Annotated in this window: 14 protein-coding genes; 1 reads left to right on the forward strand and 13 read right to left on the reverse strand. The window is 61.7% G+C overall.

Annotated elements, in window-relative coordinates; translation table 11 throughout:
• Positions 1–105: 105 nt before the first annotated feature.
• Together VF716_RS06120 and VF716_RS06125 are read right to left on the reverse strand one after the other, a co-directional pair.
• Entirely contained in the window at positions 106–576 is a 471-nt protein-coding gene (locus tag VF716_RS06120) for a DUF3859 domain-containing protein (RefSeq protein WP_017245270.1), read from the reverse strand.
• A 64-nt stretch (positions 577–640) separates the two neighbouring features.
• Positions 641–1,666, reverse strand: coding sequence for an amidohydrolase family protein (locus tag VF716_RS06125; protein WP_041755465.1), 1,026 nt, complete (start codon positions 1,664–1,666; stop codon positions 641–643).
• A 200-nt stretch (positions 1,667–1,866) separates the two neighbouring features.
• Between VF716_RS06125 and VF716_RS06130 the strand changes: the two genes are divergently transcribed.
• A complete protein-coding gene (locus tag VF716_RS06130; RefSeq protein ID WP_041755464.1) occupies positions 1,867–2,301 on the forward strand; it encodes an OsmC family protein in 435 nt (144 codons plus the stop codon).
• 63 nt (positions 2,302–2,364) lie between these two features.
• Here VF716_RS06130 and htpG read toward each other — a convergent pair whose 3' ends face one another.
• The 11 genes from htpG to VF716_RS06185 form a co-directional block, all read right to left on the reverse strand.
• Positions 2,365–4,269, reverse strand: a complete 1,905-nt coding sequence (htpG, locus tag VF716_RS06135) for a molecular chaperone HtpG (RefSeq protein ID WP_011913029.1) — start codon at positions 4,267–4,269, stop codon at positions 2,365–2,367.
• Between the two features lie 121 nt (positions 4,270–4,390).
• Complete coding sequence (locus tag VF716_RS06140) at positions 4,391–5,632, reverse strand: MFS transporter (protein ID WP_125866130.1); 1,242 nt, start codon at positions 5,630–5,632, stop codon at positions 4,391–4,393.
• Positions 5,633–5,697: 65 nt separating this feature from the next.
• Positions 5,698–6,141, reverse strand: a complete 444-nt coding sequence (locus tag VF716_RS06145; RefSeq protein WP_011913027.1) for a PaaI family thioesterase — start codon at positions 6,139–6,141, stop codon at positions 5,698–5,700.
• Entirely contained in the window at positions 6,138–6,599 is a 462-nt protein-coding gene (locus VF716_RS06150) for a PaaI family thioesterase (protein ID WP_011913026.1), read from the reverse strand. Before VF716_RS06150 ends, VF716_RS06145 begins: the two co-directional genes overlap by 4 nt.
• 57 nt (positions 6,600–6,656) lie before the next feature.
• Positions 6,657–7,382 (reverse strand): DUF599 domain-containing protein, encoded by a 726-nt coding sequence (locus VF716_RS06155; RefSeq protein ID WP_013982601.1) that lies wholly within the window; start codon positions 7,380–7,382, stop codon positions 6,657–6,659.
• Positions 7,383–7,471: 89 nt separating this feature from the next.
• Positions 7,472–8,791, reverse strand: coding sequence for a branched-chain amino acid transport system II carrier protein (gene brnQ / locus VF716_RS06160; RefSeq protein ID WP_014596526.1), 1,320 nt, complete (start codon positions 8,789–8,791; stop codon positions 7,472–7,474).
• 368 nt (positions 8,792–9,159) lie between these two features.
• Positions 9,160–10,044 carry a succinate--CoA ligase subunit alpha gene (gene sucD / locus VF716_RS06165; RefSeq protein WP_011913023.1) on the reverse strand — a complete coding sequence of 295 codons (885 nt, stop codon included), beginning with the start codon at positions 10,042–10,044 and terminating at the stop codon, positions 9,160–9,162.
• Entirely contained in the window at positions 10,044–11,210 is a 1,167-nt protein-coding gene (gene sucC / locus VF716_RS06170; RefSeq protein WP_011913022.1) for an ADP-forming succinate--CoA ligase subunit beta, read from the reverse strand. The genes sucD and sucC overlap by 1 nt, the downstream gene beginning before the upstream one ends.
• A 193-nt stretch (positions 11,211–11,403) precedes the next feature.
• Entirely contained in the window at positions 11,404–12,840 is a 1,437-nt protein-coding gene (gene lpdA, locus VF716_RS06175; protein ID WP_011913021.1) for a dihydrolipoyl dehydrogenase, read from the reverse strand.
• 95 nt (positions 12,841–12,935) lie between these two features.
• Positions 12,936–14,162 (reverse strand): 2-oxoglutarate dehydrogenase complex dihydrolipoyllysine-residue succinyltransferase, encoded by a 1,227-nt coding sequence (gene odhB / locus VF716_RS06180; RefSeq protein WP_003285440.1) that lies wholly within the window; start codon positions 14,160–14,162, stop codon positions 12,936–12,938.
• A 71-nt stretch (positions 14,163–14,233) separates the two neighbouring features.
• Positions 14,234–17,065 carry a 2-oxoglutarate dehydrogenase E1 component gene (locus VF716_RS06185; protein ID WP_019407614.1) on the reverse strand — a complete coding sequence of 944 codons (2,832 nt, stop codon included), beginning with the start codon at positions 17,063–17,065 and terminating at the stop codon, positions 14,234–14,236.
• Positions 17,066–17,123 lie beyond the last annotated feature (58 nt).

Consider the following 17,123-nt stretch of genomic DNA (forward strand, 5'->3'; position numbering starts at 1 on the left):
TTCATTTATCGGAGACAGAACCGCACTCTTGAATTTTTGACGTCAAATTAATGGTTTAGGGCGACTGACGGTCCTGAAGGCCACTACGTCCAAGCGATATCGCCATCATCTCGAGCGGACTTGAAACGTCTGTTCGGCCAATTTCCGATCACCCTGAAAGACCATCAGCCGCCACTCGCCCGGCACCACCTCGTGCACCTCGGTAAACTCGAAGGCCATCACGTCGGTTTCGGCATCGGGCACCAGGCTCTGCACCACCTCGAACTTGTCGTGACGCTTGCCATCAGGCGTCACCACGCCCGGCGTCAGGTACAGCAGAGTCAGCGGTGTATCCCCCTCACGCTTGCCGGAGAGGCGATAGCGCAACCCGAACTTGCTGCCGAGCTTGGCTGGCACCTCAATGGTCTGACGAATCGGCTGGTCGCGGCGGCTCAGCACACGCTCGCCCGGCTGGAAGTCGTCCTTGGACGTTTCGAAGATGCCGTACTCCACCGGCCCCACCACTTCAACCTGCGCCTGCGCAGGAATACCTACCACCAACAACGTGGCAACCAACGACCAACGAGTGAACGACATGACCTGCTCCTTCCAATGTGCGGAGCCGGCAGGTTATGACGTCGCGATTACAGCCTCATGACGCTCAGCGCAGCTCGTCCTGGCGTTTTTGCGGCAACAACGCGAGGAAGTTGTCACGTGCCACACCCCGCGCCACCGCCTCGGGCAAGGCATCGAGAAAAGGAGCAAACGCATTCATGCCTGTGGCCAGATTCTCGAAATGGCCCACTACGTCGGAGCCGATCACGAAACGCGTCGGATGCCGCGTCACCAGCTCCACCCACTTCGGATCAGGTTTGTCCCCTTCGCCCAGCAGGTAAGGCTTGAGCATCGTCCAGGACAGATCGATGTACAGGTTGGGGTAGTCGTCCAGTAGGCGACTGACCGTTTCATGGAGAAATTCCAGCTTCTCCTGATGCCGGTGCAGCTCCATGCTGGTGCCGGCATGTGCCCAGATGAACCGCGTGTGCGGATGGTTGCGCAGCGGCTCCTCCAGCTCGACCAGATACAGCGGATTGCGCTCGCGCTTGGATGTGATGTTCGAGTGCAGCATCACCGGCAGGTCGAACTCGGCAGCCAGGTGGTAGACCCGGGCCAGCGCCTCGTTGTTGGCGCGCGGCGTGTCGCCTTCGGTCAGGGCCGTTACATCGTCATGGCGGGTGAAGATCTCCCCCAACCCCTGCCAGAGCCCGGGATGCAACTCGAGCATGCGACGGATATGGGCGTCGGCGTTCTTGTCGTTGGGATTGAAACCGGAGAGAAACGGATGAAACCGCTTGCGCTGCTCTTCGTCGAGTTCCTCCAGCGCCGCGGCCACCAGCACATCGGTGGCGCTGTACCAGTACACCGGCGCGTCATCGCCTGCGTAATAGCGTGGACGCTTGGGTTCGTTCTCGTGCCATTTCTTTGCGACCGGAATGCCGCTGATCATCACATGATCGATGTGTCCTGCATCCATTGCCTCGAGCAGCTTCTGCATGCCGTCGGTTTCCTGGAAGAAGTCCACATAGTGCAGGTGTGCATCGCTATACCGGTACTCCCGCTCCTCGGCCGCGGTGAATGGGGCCAACAGGCAGATGGAAAGCGCGCAAAAGATTCTCTCGATGTACAAAGCTCGGTCCTCCTGACAGCCAGCGAGTAGACCGCCGGCACGCATGAGCGTTCAGCTTGCGGGGCCACGAGCCCGCATCCCGCATACCCCCCACCGTATTTGACCAGAATCAACGTGGCCTCCCCGCTGCGCTCCTAATATCCGGTCAGATCGATGCCATTCGCCGCATCGTTGTTCGAATCAGCAAAGGAACTCAGCGTATGGCCATGAAAACCATCAGTGCCCGTGGACAGATGAATGCCGGCATGGCGATCGAAGTCGAGTGCGGCAACCACCGCCTGATCATGGACCAGCCCAGAAACGCGGCCGGTCAGGATCTGGGCCCCACTCCGCTGGAAGCCATCCTGGCTGCGGTAGCAGGATGCTTCGGCACTATTGGCCGCTTTATCGCGCACCAGCAAAAAATCGAATTGCGTGGTATGCGCTTTGAGGTCGAGGCCGACTACGATCCGTCGGGCCTGCTGGGGCGCGACCCGAGCATGCGCCCCGGTTTTCAGGAGTTGCGGGTGAAGGTGGAAATCGATGCTGACCTCGACCGCGCCGGCAAGCAGGCGTTACTGGAGTTGATCGAAAAACGCTGTCCGGTGGCCGACAACCTCACTCACGGCACTCGACTGGTCAGCATGTTGCTCTGAGAAGGGTTCGTAAACGCAAACGGCCCGTCAGTGACGGGCCGTTTTGTTTACTGCGTCTGCCGATCAGGCCGAGAGCTCGACCAGCAGCTTGTTCAAGCGCTGCACGTAAGCCGCCGGGTCCTTGAGACTGTCACCGGCAGCCAGCGCGGCCTGGTCGAACAGGATGTGTGAAAGATCGGCAAAGCGATCCTCGTCCGGCTCGGCGTCAAGCTTCTCGATCAGCGGGTGCTGCGGATTGATCTCGAAGATCGGCTTGGACTCCGGCACCTTCTGCCCGCTCGCCTCCAGAATCTGGCGCATCTGCAGCCCGAGATCCTGCTCGCCAATGGCAAGAATGGCCGGCGAGTCGGTGAGGCGGTGGGATACCCGCACCTCGGCCACCTCTTCGCCCAACGCCCCCTTAAGACGCTCGATCAGCCCTTCCTTGGCCTTGGCGATCTCTTCCTGGGCCTTCTTGTCCTCCTCCGAATCCAGCTTGCCCAGATCCAGATCGCCGCGCGCCACGTCAACGAACTGCTTGCCATCGAACTCGGTGAGATAGCTCATCAGCCACTCATCGATGCGGTCGGTGAGCAGCAGCACTTCGATGCCCTTCTTGCGGAAGACCTCCAGGTGCGGGCTGTTCTTGACCTGTGCATAGCTCTCGCCGGTCAGGTAGTAGATCTTGTCCTGACCTTCCTTCATGCGGCCAAGGTAGTCGGCCAACGACACGGACTGCTCGCCCGATGTGTCGCTGGTAGAGGCGAAACGCAACAGACCGGCGATCTTCTCCTTGTTGGCGAAGTCTTCTGCAGGGCCTTCCTTGAGCACCTGCCCGAACTGCGACCAGAACTTCTTGTAGTCCTCCGGCTTGTCCTTGGCCAGCTTTTCCAGCATGTCCAGCACGCGCTTGGTCAGCGCCGACTTCATCGAGTCGATTACCGGATCCTTTTGCAGGATCTCGCGCGAAACGTTGAGCGACAGGTCATTGGAGTCCACCACACCCTTGATGAAACGCAGGTACAGCGGCAGGAACTCGTCGGCCTGATCCATGATGAACACGCGCTGAACGTAGAGCTTGAGGCCCTTGGGCGCTTCGCGATGGTACAGATCGAACGGCGCGCGACCCGGCACGTAGAGCAGCGAGGTGTACTCCAGCTTGCCCTCGACCTTGTTGTGGCTCCAGGACAGCGGGTTGTCGAAGTCGTGAGCGACGTGCTTGTAGAACTCCTGATATTCCTCGTCCTTCACTTCGCTGCGCGGACGGGTCCAGAGGGCGCTGGCACGGTTGACGGTTTCCCACTCGACCTCGGCAGGCTTGTCCTTCTCTTCACCGTAGTGCTCCTTCGGCAACTCGATGGGCAGGGCAATGTGGTCGGAGTACTTCTTGACGATATTGCGCAGACGCCAGCCATCGGCGAATTCTTCCTCGTCCTTCTTCAGATGCAGGACGATGCGGGTACCGCGCTCGGCCTTTTCGATGGTCGCGACTTCGAATTCGCCCTCGCCCTTCGACGACCAGTGCACGCCTTCGCTGGCCGGGGTACCGGCGCGGCGGCTGTAGACGTCGACCTTGTCGGCGACGATAAACGCCGAATAGAAGCCCACGCCGAACTGGCCGATCAGGTGCGAATCCTTTTTCTGGTCGCCTGAAAGGTTCTTCAGGAAATCCGCGGTGCCGGATTTGGCGATGGTGCCGAGGTGGGCGATCACGTCCTCGCGGCTCATGCCGATGCCGTTGTCTTCGAGGGTTACAGTCTTGGCGTCCTTGTCGAAGGACAGGCGAATCTTCAGATCGGCGCCACCTTCGAGCAGCTCCGGCTTGGCCAGCGCCTCGAAGCGCAGCTTGTCGGCGGCGTCGGAAGCGTTGGAAATCAGTTCGCGAAGGAAGATTTCCTTGTTCGAATACAGCGAATGGATCATCAGGTGAAGCAGCTGCTTCACTTCGGTCTGGAAGCCCAGGGTTTCTTTTTGAGTTTCCACACTCATCGTCTACGAACTCCACGTCATCTATAGGGCACGGACCGCGGCTGCGGCGATGTCTGGCAGATGGGGACGGGACGACGAATTTCAAGGGCGGCCGACGCGACAGGGCGCCGGCCGACCCGCATCAGGGCTCGATCAGCTCCAGCAGGACGATCTCGCCGGGCGCCAGATTGTAGGTCGCCTCGCCAGGCCCGCGAATGATCCGTCGGATGACGAGATTGCCATCGCCGTCCAGCCCGGCGAAGCGCCCTTCGGCAATGCCGCCACGCTCGGTATGGGCACGCATCAGCCGGTGCTGGTAGCGCCCCGGATTGCGCAGCACCTGCTCCATGGAAAAGTACAGGCGCCCATCGACCTTGCGCGGTGCGGCGGGCACAGCGCCGACGGGTTCCACCGTCTTGCTTGCCGGCACGGAGGCTGCCTTCTCCGCCGCCAGAGGCGGATAGTCATCCCCCTTCACATGCCAGCCCTGCTCGTTCTTGCCCAGACGCAGCGTAAACGCCTGCGGCTCCCCCTTCACCTGCGCCTGCGCCTCCAGCTGCAACTCATCGGCGGGCAATGTCAGCGAAGGCAAGGCCTGCAGCACGACATCGCGGCTTGCGTGACGGCGCTGCAGATAGTCTTCGACGACGTAAGCGATGGTGTCGCGCGAGTCGTGACGGCGATCGACCTGACCGTCGCGATAACGCAGACGGTCTGTATACAGCTCGACAACGCCAGTGAGACTGGTGTCGTACTGCGGCGGCAAGACCAGATGGAAATCGCCTTTCAGCCGATTCGGCGCTACCGGCTGCAGGTCAAGATGCAGGGTGTAGCCGCGATCAAGACGTCGCGTCTCGGGCAACTCCTCATCCTGCCCCAACCAGGCGATCTCCACTTCCGGCAGGTCGCCGCTGTCATCCGGCAGGACATCTACACGCACCGCCCCGTCTACGGGCTGGTGCAGACGGATGGTGACTTCCTGGCGAGCAAAAAATCCTTGCCCTGCGCGCAAGCTCAGCACGCCATTGATCAGCTCCCCTTGCTGCGGCACGAACCGGCGGCCGTTCAACTGCCCCCGCATGCCCATCTCCAGCTCGGGCTGCGACTGGGCGGGCAGCCAGCCCAGGCTGAATATGGCAGTCAGCCGCTCGGAATCGCGGCTGGCCAGCAAAGACAGCCCGACCACGAGGGGAATGATTCCGAGACAGGAAAGCACCACGGCCTTGCGTGCCACACGCCAATGGCTGAACGCGAAAGCCAGCGTCATCGGCGGCAGCAAGCTGCCCAGCCCCCACAGCAGGCTGGTCGTGAATGCCTGGCTGATCAGCCAGACGAAACCGGCGAGCATCAGTAACAGGCCGCCGAGTATCAACAGTGCTTCCATTCGAGTTCCTTCACGCAATCGCAGGGGTAACAGCGCACACCGCAGCGCCGCTACCCGTCGATGCGTCAGGGCTCGTCGATCTTGAAGTGGCAGCGGGCGGTGGCGATGGGTTCGGCCTGATGGGTCTGCCAGGCGGTGATCGCGACATTGGCGACCCTGCGGCCCTGGCGCCAGACCTGGCAGGCAGCGAAGGTGTCACGATAGTGACCGGCACGCAGATAATCTATCGAGAAGTCGATGATTTTGGGCAAATGTGGCGCGCCCATGAACATCAGCAGATGCAGCATTGCCGCATGCTCCATAAAGCCCGCGATGACGCCGCCATGGATGGCCGGCAGCGGGTTGCCGATGTTGTCTTCGTTCTGCGGCAGACGGAACACCATCTCGTCGCCAAGCCGCAGGCATTCGATCCCGATCAGCCGGGCATAGGGAACCAGCTTGATCAGCGAATCGTAATCGTTGTTGGCATGAGCGCTCTGCACCAGCGCGTTGAGATTGAGCTCGCTCATGCTGCACCGCCTTTGCCGAACGGGCCCTGAGCCGCCTTGCCCATGCGCATGAAGGTGCCCACGGCATGCGCGATCGGCTCGTTGATATCTCGCTGATAGGCCACGCCACGGGTGAAGATTACCGTTGGTGTGACGCGGTAGCACTCGGCAAAGCCGAAGATGTCGTGACCGGGCTCGGCGGGATGCATGTAGTCGATGCGCAGATCGAGCGTCGGACACACCTCCAGCTCTGGCAATGCACAGGCCGTGGAGATTCCGCAGGTGGTGTCCATCAGCGTGGTGATGGCGCCGCCGTGGACGCCGCCGGTCTCGGGGTTGCCGACTATCTTTTCGCTGTACGGCAGGCGCAAGGTCAGCCCCCGGCGATCGGCATGCTCAACGCTCAGCCCGAGCACCTGACAGTGCCGCAGAAAAGACAGAAAGCGCTGCGTGCGCTCGAGTATCTGGCTATCGCTCATTCGAACTCTCGGATGTGGGTCGGGCCGCGCATGATACCGTCTCGCCAGCAGCGCGCCCTATTCCTTGGGCGATTCGGTCGGCGAAGTTGGCGTGAATACCATCACCTCAAGCACGTCGGAATGGAACTCCCGGCGATAGAGGATGAGCACCACGCCAGCGGTGACAAGCATGAAGAACCACGGATGGATAAACCAGGCCAGCGTCGCCATGCCGAAATAGTAGGCGCGCAAGCCGAAGTTGAACTGGTTGGCCGCCATGGAGATGACCCGTGCAGCCCGATCGGCGAAAGCTCTGCGCTCCTGATCGCTGACGTTGCGCTCCCCCACCATCGGAGCGGAGGCCACCAGCACGGCGGCGAAGTTGTACTGGCGCATGCACCAGCTGAAGGTGAAGAACGCATAGACGAAAACCACCGCGAGGCACAGCAGCTTGATCTCCGAAAGCCCGCGGCTGACAGGTTGCGCGAACGGCAGATCGGCCAGCAGCGAAACCGCGCGGTCGGACGCGCCCAGCGCAGTCAGGATGCCCGCGAGGATGATCAGCGTGCTGGAGGCGAAAAACGAGGCGTTGCGTTCCAGGTTACCAATGACATTGGCATCGGCGATGCGGTTCTCCCGCAACAGCAGGCGCTGCATCCAGTCTTGCCGATAAAGATGCATGACACTCGCCAGGCAGGCGGTATCGCGCCCCCGCCAATCCGCATAGCGTGTATAGCCGACCCAGCAGAGGATGAACCACAGGACGGCGATCAGATGCGGCACGTGTGTATCGGATAACGTCATGGCGGGTCCTCGGAAAGGTCGTCAGATTATAGCCAGCCGCTTCCGAGGTCAGCGCCGCATCGTCGAGCGATGCGGCGCCTTGCTTGAGCTTACGCGCGGTGCTGCACCCGCTCGGCACGGCCGAGCAGACGATCGGTGACGACCGCCAGTACCAACATCACCAGTACCGGAACCAACCAGCCCATGCTCTGATCCGCCAGCGGCAGCTGCGTGAACAGCGCCGGCACCCAGCTGCCGAGACCGGCCGCGGCGAGGCCATCGACAACGCCGAAAACCAGCGTCACCGCCATCACGGGCACGAAGACACGCGACGACGACAGCCAGAAGCGATCCAGCAGGCTCAGCGCTACCAGCACGATGGCCAGCGGGTACAGACCGACCAGCACCGGCACCGACACGCTGATCAGTTGCGTCAGCCCCTGGTTCGCCACCAGCAGGCTGAACAGCGCGAACACGATCACCACACTGCGATAGGAGACCGGCAGCAGCGCGCTGAAGAACTCGCCACAGGCGGTGGTCAGCCCCACCGCGGTGGTCAGGCACGCGAGGGTGATGACCACAGCCAGCAGCAGGCTGCCCGGCGTCCCGAAGGTGTGCTGCACATAGGTGGTCAGGATCTGCACGCCGTTCTCCGCTCCGCCGGCGATACCCTGGCTGGTGGCGCCGAGATAGAACAGGGCCAGGTAGACCAGCGACAGGCCGATGGCGGCGATCACGCCGGCAATCATCGAGTAACGGGTCACCAGCGCAGGCTCGGTTACACCGCGATCACGAATGGCCGTGGCGATCACGATACCGAACACCAGAGCACCCAGCGTATCCATGGTCAGGTATCCCTCGAGGAAGCCCTTGATCAACGGCGCGCCACGATAGCTTTCGTTGACCGCTCCCACCTCGCCCGCCGGAGCGAAGATCGCAGCGCCACCGAGCACCAGCAAGGCCGCCAACAGCACCGGCGTGATGAACTTGCCGATGCGGTTGACCAACTGCCCCGGATTCAGCACCAGAAACAGCATGGCCGCGAAGAACACCAGCGTGTAGATGAACAGCGGCATGCCCGAGTTGCCACTGAACGGCGCGATACCCATCTCGAACGAAACGACTGCGGTGCGCGGTGTGGCGAACAGCGGACCGATCGCCAGGTACACCGCGACAGCCAGCACCGTACCGGCGAATTTGCCCAGAGGTGCGGTGAGTCGATCCATCCCGCCGCCAACGCGCGCCAGCGCAACCACGGTCAGCAGCGGTAACCCGACGCCCGTGAGGAGGAAGCCCAGCGCCGCGCGCCAGATGAACTCGCCCGCCGCCATGCCGGCGCTGGGCGGGAAGATGATATTGCCCGCACCGAGAAACAGCGCAAACGTCATGAAGCCGAGGGCAAGCAGGTCAAAACCTTTCAAACGATTCATGCAGGGAAAACTACCAGAGAGATAACGGCACAAATGACGCGACGCCCGCGCAGCCAAAGCGGCGGTTCAGCGATCACACAGGCCTGATGATGGGATACGGGTTTCCTTCAGGGATAAGGGGAAACGTCACTCAGCCGGTTGGGCCGAACCTTCGATGCACGCCATCGCTCTTGTGGAGCGAAACACGTATGAATGAGTGGCAATGATGCCACGATGCAGCGCGAATGCCGATCAGAACGTCGGTATTCGCTGCGGAAGCCGGCGGCCAGAAGGTCGCAGCCGACCCATGAGAGCGCCCAAGGTGCGCCGCGCAAGCGGCCTGGGTAAGCCCAACGAAAAAGGCCCGGCTTTCGCCGGGCCTTTTTTCATCAGGCCTTCATTTGCCAGCCTGTGACTTCCGCCAGCGCCTTGCCGATATCGGCAAGCGAGCGCACGGTCTTCACGCCTGCGTCCTGCAGCGCGGCGAACTTCTCCTCCGCCGTGCCCTTGCCGCCGGAGATGATCGCACCGGCATGGCCCATACGCTTGCCGGCCGGAGCCGTAACGCCCGCGATATAGGAAACTACCGGCTTGGTCACGTTGGCCTTGATGAAGGCCGCCGCTTCTTCCTCGGCCGAACCGCCGATCTCGCCGATCATCACGATAGCCTCGGTCTGCGGATCGTCCTGGAACAGCTTGAGGATATCGATGAAGGTCGAGCCCGGAATCGGATCGCCACCAATGCCGACGCAGGTCGACTGGCCGAAACCGGCGTCGGTGGTCTGCTTCACGGCTTCGTAGGTCAGCGTGCCGGAGCGCGAGACGATACCGACCTTGCCGGGCATATGGATGTGCCCCGGCTGGATGCCGATCTTGCACTCACCGGGCGTGATCACGCCGGGGCAGTTCGGCCCGATCAGGCGCACACCGAGCTCGTCGCACTTGATCTTCACTTCCAGCATGTCCAGCGTCGGAATGCCCTCGGTGATGCAGACGATCAGCTTGATGCCACCAAAGGCCGCTTCGAGGATGGAGTCCTTGCAGAACGGTGCCGGTACGTAGATGACCGATGCATCGGCGCCCGTCGCCTCGACCGCTTCGCGCACGGTGTTGAATACCGGCAGCCCGAGATGCATCGTGCCGCCCTTGCCGGGCGTGACACCACCGACCATCTTGGTACCGTAGGCAATCGCCTGCTCGGAATGGAAGGTGCCCTGCGAGCCAGTGAAGCCCTGACAGATGACCTTGGTGTCCTTGTTGATCAGTACGCTCATTACTTGCCCTCCGCGGCTTTGACAACCTGAATGGCCGCATCGGTCAGGCTGTTCGCACCGATGATGTTCAGACCGCTCTCACTCAGCATCTTGGCGCCCAGGTCGGCGTTGTTGCCTTCCAGCCGCACCACCACCGGCACCTTGACCCCCACTTCACGTACGGCACCGATGATGCCCTCGGCGATCATGTCGCAACGCACGATGCCACCGAAGATGTTCACCAGAACCGCAGCGACATTGCTGTCGGAGAGAATGATCTTGAACGCTTCGGTCACGCGCTCCTCGGTGGCGCCACCGCCCACGTCGAGGAAGTTCGCCGGCGCGCCGCCGTGCAGGTTGACGATGTCCATGGTGCCCATGGCCAGACCGGCACCGTTGACCATGCAACCGATGTTGCCGTCGAGCGCCACGTAATTGAGCTCCCACTTGGCAGCATGCGCCTCGCGCGGATCGTCCTGTGACGGGTCGGCCATGTCGCGCAGCTTCGGCTGGCGATAGATGGCGTTGCTATCGATGTTGATCTTGGCGTCCAGGCAGTGCAGATTGCCGTCGGTCTTGATCACCAGCGGGTTCACTTCCAGCAGGGCCAAATCATAGTCCTGGAACAGCTGGGCGAGGCCGACGAAGATGTGTACGAACTGCTTGACCTGGTCACCCTTGAGGCCCAACTGGAACGCCAGTTCGCGCGCCTGGAAGGGCTGCGCGCCTACCAGCGGATCGATGGTGGCCTTGAGGATTTTCTCGGGCGTGTCGTGAGCGACTTTTTCGATGTCCACGCCACCTTCGGTCGACGCCATGAAGACGATCCGGCGACTGGCGCGATCGACCACGGCGCCCAGGTAGAGCTCCTTGTCGATATCGGTGCACGCCTCGACCAGAATCTTGCTGACCGGCTGACCATTGGCATCGGTCTGGTAGGTCACCAGACGCTTGTCGAGCCACTGCTGGGCGAACGCCCGGGCCTCATCCTTGCTGCGAACCAGCTTTACGCCACCCGCCTTGCCACGTCCACCGGCATGCACCTGGGCCTTGACCACCCATTGTGTGCCGCCGATCTTGTCGCAGGCTTCCGCTGCTTCCTTCGGGCTATCTACCGCATAGCCTTTGGACACGGGCAGACCGTATTCAGCGAACAGTTGTTTACCTTGGTACTCGTGAAGATTCATGCTTTCTACCGTCTGTTTTGGTATTGGCGCATTTACGGCACGACGAACCGTCGTGCCTCCCTCACAAGTCGCTGAAAACTATCTGCGAATTCACGATACCTCTCAGCGACCTGCAATCCTTTCGAACCTGCAGTTTGCAAAAGGCCCGGCGTATCGCTGGATACGTCGGGCCCCGGGTACAGCACTAAACCGATTAGCGCTTCTTGCGATTGGCGATGTGGATGGCGTGGCCATTCACTGCCAGGGCCGCTTCATGCAGCGCTTCGGACATGGTCGGATGCGAGAACACCATCATGCCCAGGTCTTCGGCACTGGTGCCGAACTCCATGCCGATGGCGCCCTGCTGAACCAGCTCGGCGGCGCTTGGGCCCATTACATGCACGCCCAACACGCGGTCGGTCTTGGCATCGGCGATGACCTTGACCAGGCCGGCGGTGTCGTTGGCAGCCATGGCACGACCACTGGCCGCGAACGGGAAGGTGCCGACGTTGACTTCAACGCCTTCGGCCTTGAGCGCCTGCTCGGACTTGCCGACCCATGCGATTTCCGGGTGAGTGTAGATGACCGACGGAATCAGGTCATAGTTCATCTGGGTCTTGTGGCCAGCGATGCGCTCGGCAACCATCACGCCCTCTTCCGACGCTTTGTGCGCCAGCATGGCGCCGCGAACCACGTCACCGATGGCGTATACGCCCGGAACGCTGGTGGCGCAATAATCGTCGACGAAGATGAAACCACGCTCGTCCATATCGACGCCGGCATCGGCCGCCAGAAGATCGGTGGTGACCGGACGACGGCCGACCGCAACGATCAGCTTGTCGAAGGTCATCTGCTGCTCGCCTTCGGCACTGGTGAAGTTGACAGTCACCTGATCGCCCTTCACTTCCGAGCCAGTCAGGCGCGCGCCCAGCAGAATCTTCAGCCCCTGCTTGGACAGGACCTTGAACGCTTCCTTGGAGATCTGCTCGTCAGCGGCCGGCAGGAACTTGTCCATGGCCTCGATGACGGTGACCTCAGCGCCCAGACGGGCCCAGACCGAACCCAGCTCCAGACCGATCACACCGGCGCCGATGACGCCCAGCTTGCCCGGCACGCTCTGGAAGTCCAGCGCGCCGGTGGAGTCGACGATGACCTTCTGATCAACCGGCGCCGGCGGGATGTTCACCGGGGTGGAACCCGAAGCCAGGATCACGTTCTCGGCAGCGAGAGTCTGTACGTTGCCGTCCAGGCCGGTAACTTCGACCTGCTTGCCGGCCAGCAGCTTGCCGTGGCCTTCGAAGACGGTCACGCCGTTGGCTTTCAGCAGGGCCGATACACCACCGGTGAGGTTCTTAACGATCTGGTCCTTGCGCGCGACCATGGTCGGAACGTCCATGGCCACTTCGCCAGTGCTGATGCCGTGCACCTTGAAGCTCTCGTGGGCTTCATGGAACTTGTAGGAGCTGTCCAGCAGAGCCTTGGAAGGAATGCAGCCTACGTTCAGGCAGGTACCGCCCAGAGCGGTCTTGCCATCCTTGCCCTGGTACTTTTCGATACACGCGGTCTTCAGACCCAGCTGGGCTGCGCGAATAGCGGCAACATAGCCGCCGGGGCCGGCACCGATGACGACGACGTCGAATTTCTGGCTCATTACGAATCCTCTTCAAAAGCAGCTAAAAGCCAAAGGCTGCAGGCAGCAAGACCGGCTTTCACCTGACCTGCCAACTGCAGCCCGGGGCGTTTCTATCAGATATCCAGCAGCAGACGGGCCGGGTCTTCCAGCAGGTCCTTCATGGTAACCAGGAAGGTCACAGCTTCCTTGCCGTCGATCAAGCGATGGTCATAGGACAGCGCCAGGTACATCATCGGCAGGATGACCACCTGACCGTTGACGGCCATCGGACGTTCCTGAATCTTGTGCATGCCGAGGATGGCAGTCTGCGGCGGGTTGACGATCGGGGTCGACAGCAGGGAACCGAACACACCACCGTTGGAGATGGTGAAGGTACCGCCAGTCATTTCCTCGATGGTCAGCTTGCCGGCCTTGGCCTTCTTGCCGAACTCGTTGATGCCGCCTTCGATCTCCGCCAGGCTCATGTGCTCGGCGTTACGCAGGACCGGCACCACCAGACCGCGGTCGCTGGAAACGGCGACGCCGATGTCCTGATAACCGTGGTAGACGATGTCGTTGCCGTCGATGGAGGCATTGACGCCCGGCTGGCGCTTGAGCGCTTCCACCGCAGCCTTGACGAAGAAGGACATGAAGCCCAGGCGCACGCCGTTATGGGTCTTCTCGAAGAGGTCCTTGTACTTGGCGCGCAGTTCCATGATCGGCTTCATGTTGACTTCGTTGAACGTAGTCAGCATAGCCATGGAGGACTGGGCTTCGACCAGACGCTCGGCGACCTTGGCACGCAGGCGGGTCATCGGCACGCGCTTCTCGACGCGATCACCCTCGGCGAAGATCGGAGCCGCAGCGGCAGGAGCGGCCGGCTTGGCAGCGGCAGCCGGAGCGGACTTCTTGGCTTCGACGGCGGCGACGACGTCTTCCTTGGTCACGCGACCGTCCTTGCCGGTACCGCGGATGCTGTTCGGATCAATACCGTTCTCTTCGGCCAGCTTGCGGGCCGCCGGGGCCAGGATCGGCTCTTCGCCACCCGCGCTGGCAGCGGCTGCCGGAGCAGCAGCGGCCGGGGCCGGGGCGGCAGCTTGAGCGGGTGCAGCGGCGGCAGCAGCGCCTGCTTCCAGCTTGCCGAGCAGCTCGCCGCTCAGCACGGTGTCGCCTTCGTTCTTGACGATCTCGGTCAGCACGCCGTCAGCTTCGGCCAGTACTTCCATGACCACCTTGTCGGTTTCGATGTCGACGATCAGTTCATCACGCTTAACCGCGTCGCCCGGCTGCTTGTGCCAGGTGGCAACGGTGCCGTCGGCGACCGATTCCGGGAATGTAGGGGCTTTGATCTCGATAGCCATTATTCAGGGGTCCTATTGATTCGGTTTCTACATCGAGGCCGCGAACGTTCGCGGCCTCTCGCACGAATGGATTAAACGGTGAACGCGTCCTGCAGCAGTTTTTCCTGCTGCTCGGCATGCATCGAGGCGTAACCGACCGCCGGTGCCGCCGATGCATCACGACCCGCATACTGAAGGAACAGTTCCTTCTTGTGTGCGGTCGCAACACGGCGCATGTGGTGCTGGCTGCAGTACCAGGCGCCCTGGTTCATCGGTTCTTCCTGACACCAGATGATGTGCTTGACGTTCTGATACGGCGCGAGCGCCTCGGCGAGGTCTTCCTCTGGGAACGGATAAAGCTGCTCGATACGGACGATGGCGATATCGTCACGACCTTCGGCACGACGCTTGTCCAGCAGGTCATAGTAGACCTTGCCGCTGCACATGATGACGCGCTCGACCTTGGCCGGATCGATCGGATCGATCTCCGGAATCACCGTCTGGAAGGAGCCCTGAGTCAGCTCTTCCAGGGTCGAGGTGGCCAGCTTGTGGCGCAACAGCGACTTGGGCGTCAGTGCTACCAGCGGCTTGCGCAGCGGGCGAATCGCCTGACGACGCAGCATGTGGTAGACCTGCGCCGGCGTGGTCGGTACGCAGACCTGGATGTTGTGCTCGGCGCACAGCTGCAGGTAACGCTCCAGACGCGCGGACGAGTGCTCAGGCCCCTGCCCTTCATAGCCATGCGGCAGCAGCATGGTCAGACCGCACAGACGGCCCCACTTGTGCTCACCGCTGGTGATGAACTGGTCGATGACCACCTGGGCGCCGTTGGCGAAGTCGCCGAACTGCGCTTCCCACACCACCAGCGCGTTCGGCGTGGTAGTGGCGTAACCGTATTCGAACGCGAGAACCGCTTCCTCGGAAAGGAAGGAGTCGTACAGATCGAAACGCGGCTGGCCTTCGTACAGGTGCTGCAGCGGGATGTAGGTGCTGCCATCCTTCTGGTTGTGCAGCGCTGCGTGGCGATGCGAGAAGGTACCGCGACCCACGTCCTGGCCGGAAATACGCACCGGGTGGCCTTCGAACAGCAGCGTTGCGTAGGCCATGGTCTCGGCATAGCCCCAGTTGATGGCAAGCGCGCCTGCGCCCATCTTCTGGCGGTCCTCGAGGATCTTCGAAACCTGGCGCTGCACCACGAAACCTTCCGGCGTCTGCAGCAGCTTGTTGGACAGGTCCTGCAGGGTCTTCAAATCGAAGCTAGTGTCGTGACGCGCGGTCCAGGCATGACCCAGATAGGGGCGCCAGTCGACGAACAGTTCCTTGTTCGGTTCCTTGACCAGGCTCTTGACCACGTGCAGACCGTTGTCCAGCGCAGTCCGATACTCGTCGATCTTCGCCTGAACACGCTCGTCGTCCAGTACCTTGGACTGAATCAGCGAGTCGGCGTACAGCTCACGGGTGGTGCGCTGTTTGGCGATCTTCTGATACATCAGCGGCTGGGTACCGCTTGGCTCGTCCGCTTCGTTGTGGCCGCGACGGCGGTAGCAGATCAGGTCGATGACGATGTCGCGCTTGAACTGCATCCGATAGTCGACGGCAAGCTGGGTGACGAACAGCACCGCCTCGGGATCGTCAGCGTTCACGTGGAAGATCGGCGCCTGGATCATCTTCGCCACGTCGGTCGCATACTCGGTGGAGCGAGCATCTTCCTGCTTGTTGGTGGTGAAGCCGACCTGGTTGTTGACCACGATGCGGATGGTGCCGCCAGTGCGGTAGGCACGGGTCTGCGACATCTGGAAGGTTTCCATCACGACACCCTGACCGGCGACGGCTGCGTCACCGTGGATGGTGACCGGCAGGACCTTGTCGCCAACCGGGTCGTTGCGACGATCCTGGCGGGCGCGTACGGAACCCTCGACCACCGGAGAAACGATCTCCAGGTGCGACGGGTTGAACGCCATGGCCAGGTGGATCTCGCCGCCCGGGGTCATCACGTTGGAAGAGAAACCCTGGTGATACTTGACGTCACCGGAGCTCAGGCCTTCGACCTTCTTGCCTTCGAACTCGTCGAACAGATCGCGCGGGTTCTTGCCGAAGGTGTTGACCAGCACGTTCAGACGGCCGCGGTGGGCCATGCCGATGACGATTTCCTTGGTGCCGTAGGAGCCGGAGCGCTGGATGATCTCGTCGAGCAGCGGAATCAGGCTCTCGCCACCTTCCAGGCCGAAACGCTTGGTACCCGGATACTTGGTACCCAGGTACTTTTCCAGGCCTTCGGCAGCGGTAAGACGCTCGAGCAGATGGCTCTTGATCTCCGGCGAGAACTCCGGACGGCCACGCACGCTTTCCAAGCGCTGGACGAACCAGCTGCGCTGCTCGGAATCGACGATGTGCATGTATTCCGCGCCGATGGTGCGGCAATAGGTTTCTTGCAGAGCGTTGACGATTTCGCGCAGAGTGGCCTGGCCGTTGACCATGGCCAGGTCACCGGTGCGGAACACGGTGTCGAGATCAGCGTCGGTCAGACCGTAGTTGTTGATCGCCAGATCGGCGGGTGCGGTGCGCTGCTGCAGGCCAAGCGGATCGAGCTGTGCTGCCTGATGGCCGCGCACTCGGTAGGCCTGGATCAGGCGCAGGACTTCAATCTGCTTCTTCTCATGCTCGCTGCTGACAGCGCCTGCGGATACAGGCTGAGCACGGCGCTGGTTCTTGGCCAGCAGGACGAAGTGGTCGCGGATCGTCGAATGCGATACATCGGCTGAAGCGCTGCCACCGGAGGGCAACTTCTGGAAGTAAGTGCGCCACTCTTCGGGCACAGCGTTGGGATCGTGCAGGTAGAGCTCATAAAGCTCTTCCACATAGGCAGCGTTACCACCGGATAGGTGGGCACTGTCCCACATGCGCTGCATTACGCTTTCTTGCATGTCTGGTCACCTTCGATAAGGAGACACCACCAGCGTGGAAACCGCAGCATGACTTCCC

Origin of the sequence: Stutzerimonas sp. Brlt_14 (assembly GCF_051948915.1) — a bacterium.
GTDB lineage: Bacteria > Pseudomonadota > Gammaproteobacteria > Pseudomonadales > Pseudomonadaceae > Stutzerimonas > Stutzerimonas stutzeri.

Bases quoted from the DNA above. Each gene is read 5' to 3' on its own strand.
- VF716_RS06140 (WP_125866130.1), bottom strand. From the start codon at position 5,632: ATGGAAGCACTGTTGATACTCGGCGGCCTGTTACTGATGCTCGCCGGT.
- odhB (WP_003285440.1), bottom strand. From the start codon at position 14,162: ATGGCTATCGAGATCAAAGCCCCTACATTCCCGGAATCGGTCGCCGAC.
- sucD (WP_011913023.1), bottom strand. From the start codon at position 10,044: ATGAGCGTACTGATCAACAAGGACACCAAGGTCATCTGTCAGGGCTTC.
- brnQ (WP_014596526.1), bottom strand. From the start codon at position 8,791: ATGAATCGTTTGAAAGGTTTTGACCTGCTTGCCCTCGGCTTCATGACG.
- VF716_RS06155 (WP_013982601.1), bottom strand. From the start codon at position 7,382: ATGACGTTATCCGATACACACGTGCCGCATCTGATCGCCGTCCTGTGG.
- VF716_RS06130 (WP_041755464.1), top strand. From the start codon at position 1,867: ATGGCCATGAAAACCATCAGTGCCCGTGGACAGATGAATGCCGGCATG.
- VF716_RS06145 (WP_011913027.1), bottom strand. From the start codon at position 6,141: ATGAGCGAGCTCAATCTCAACGCGCTGGTGCAGAGCGCTCATGCCAAC.
- lpdA (WP_011913021.1), bottom strand. From the start codon at position 12,840: ATGAGCCAGAAATTCGACGTCGTCGTCATCGGTGCCGGCCCCGGCGGC.
- VF716_RS06150 (WP_011913026.1), bottom strand. From the start codon at position 6,599: ATGAGCGATAGCCAGATACTCGAGCGCACGCAGCGCTTTCTGTCTTTT.
- sucC (WP_011913022.1), bottom strand. From the start codon at position 11,210: ATGAATCTTCACGAGTACCAAGGTAAACAACTGTTCGCTGAATACGGT.
- VF716_RS06185 (WP_019407614.1), bottom strand. From the start codon at position 17,065: ATGCAAGAAAGCGTAATGCAGCGCATGTGGGACAGTGCCCACCTATCC.
- htpG (WP_011913029.1), bottom strand. From the start codon at position 4,269: ATGAGTGTGGAAACTCAAAAAGAAACCCTGGGCTTCCAGACCGAAGTG.
- VF716_RS06120 (WP_017245270.1), bottom strand. From the start codon at position 576: ATGTCGTTCACTCGTTGGTCGTTGGTTGCCACGTTGTTGGTGGTAGGT.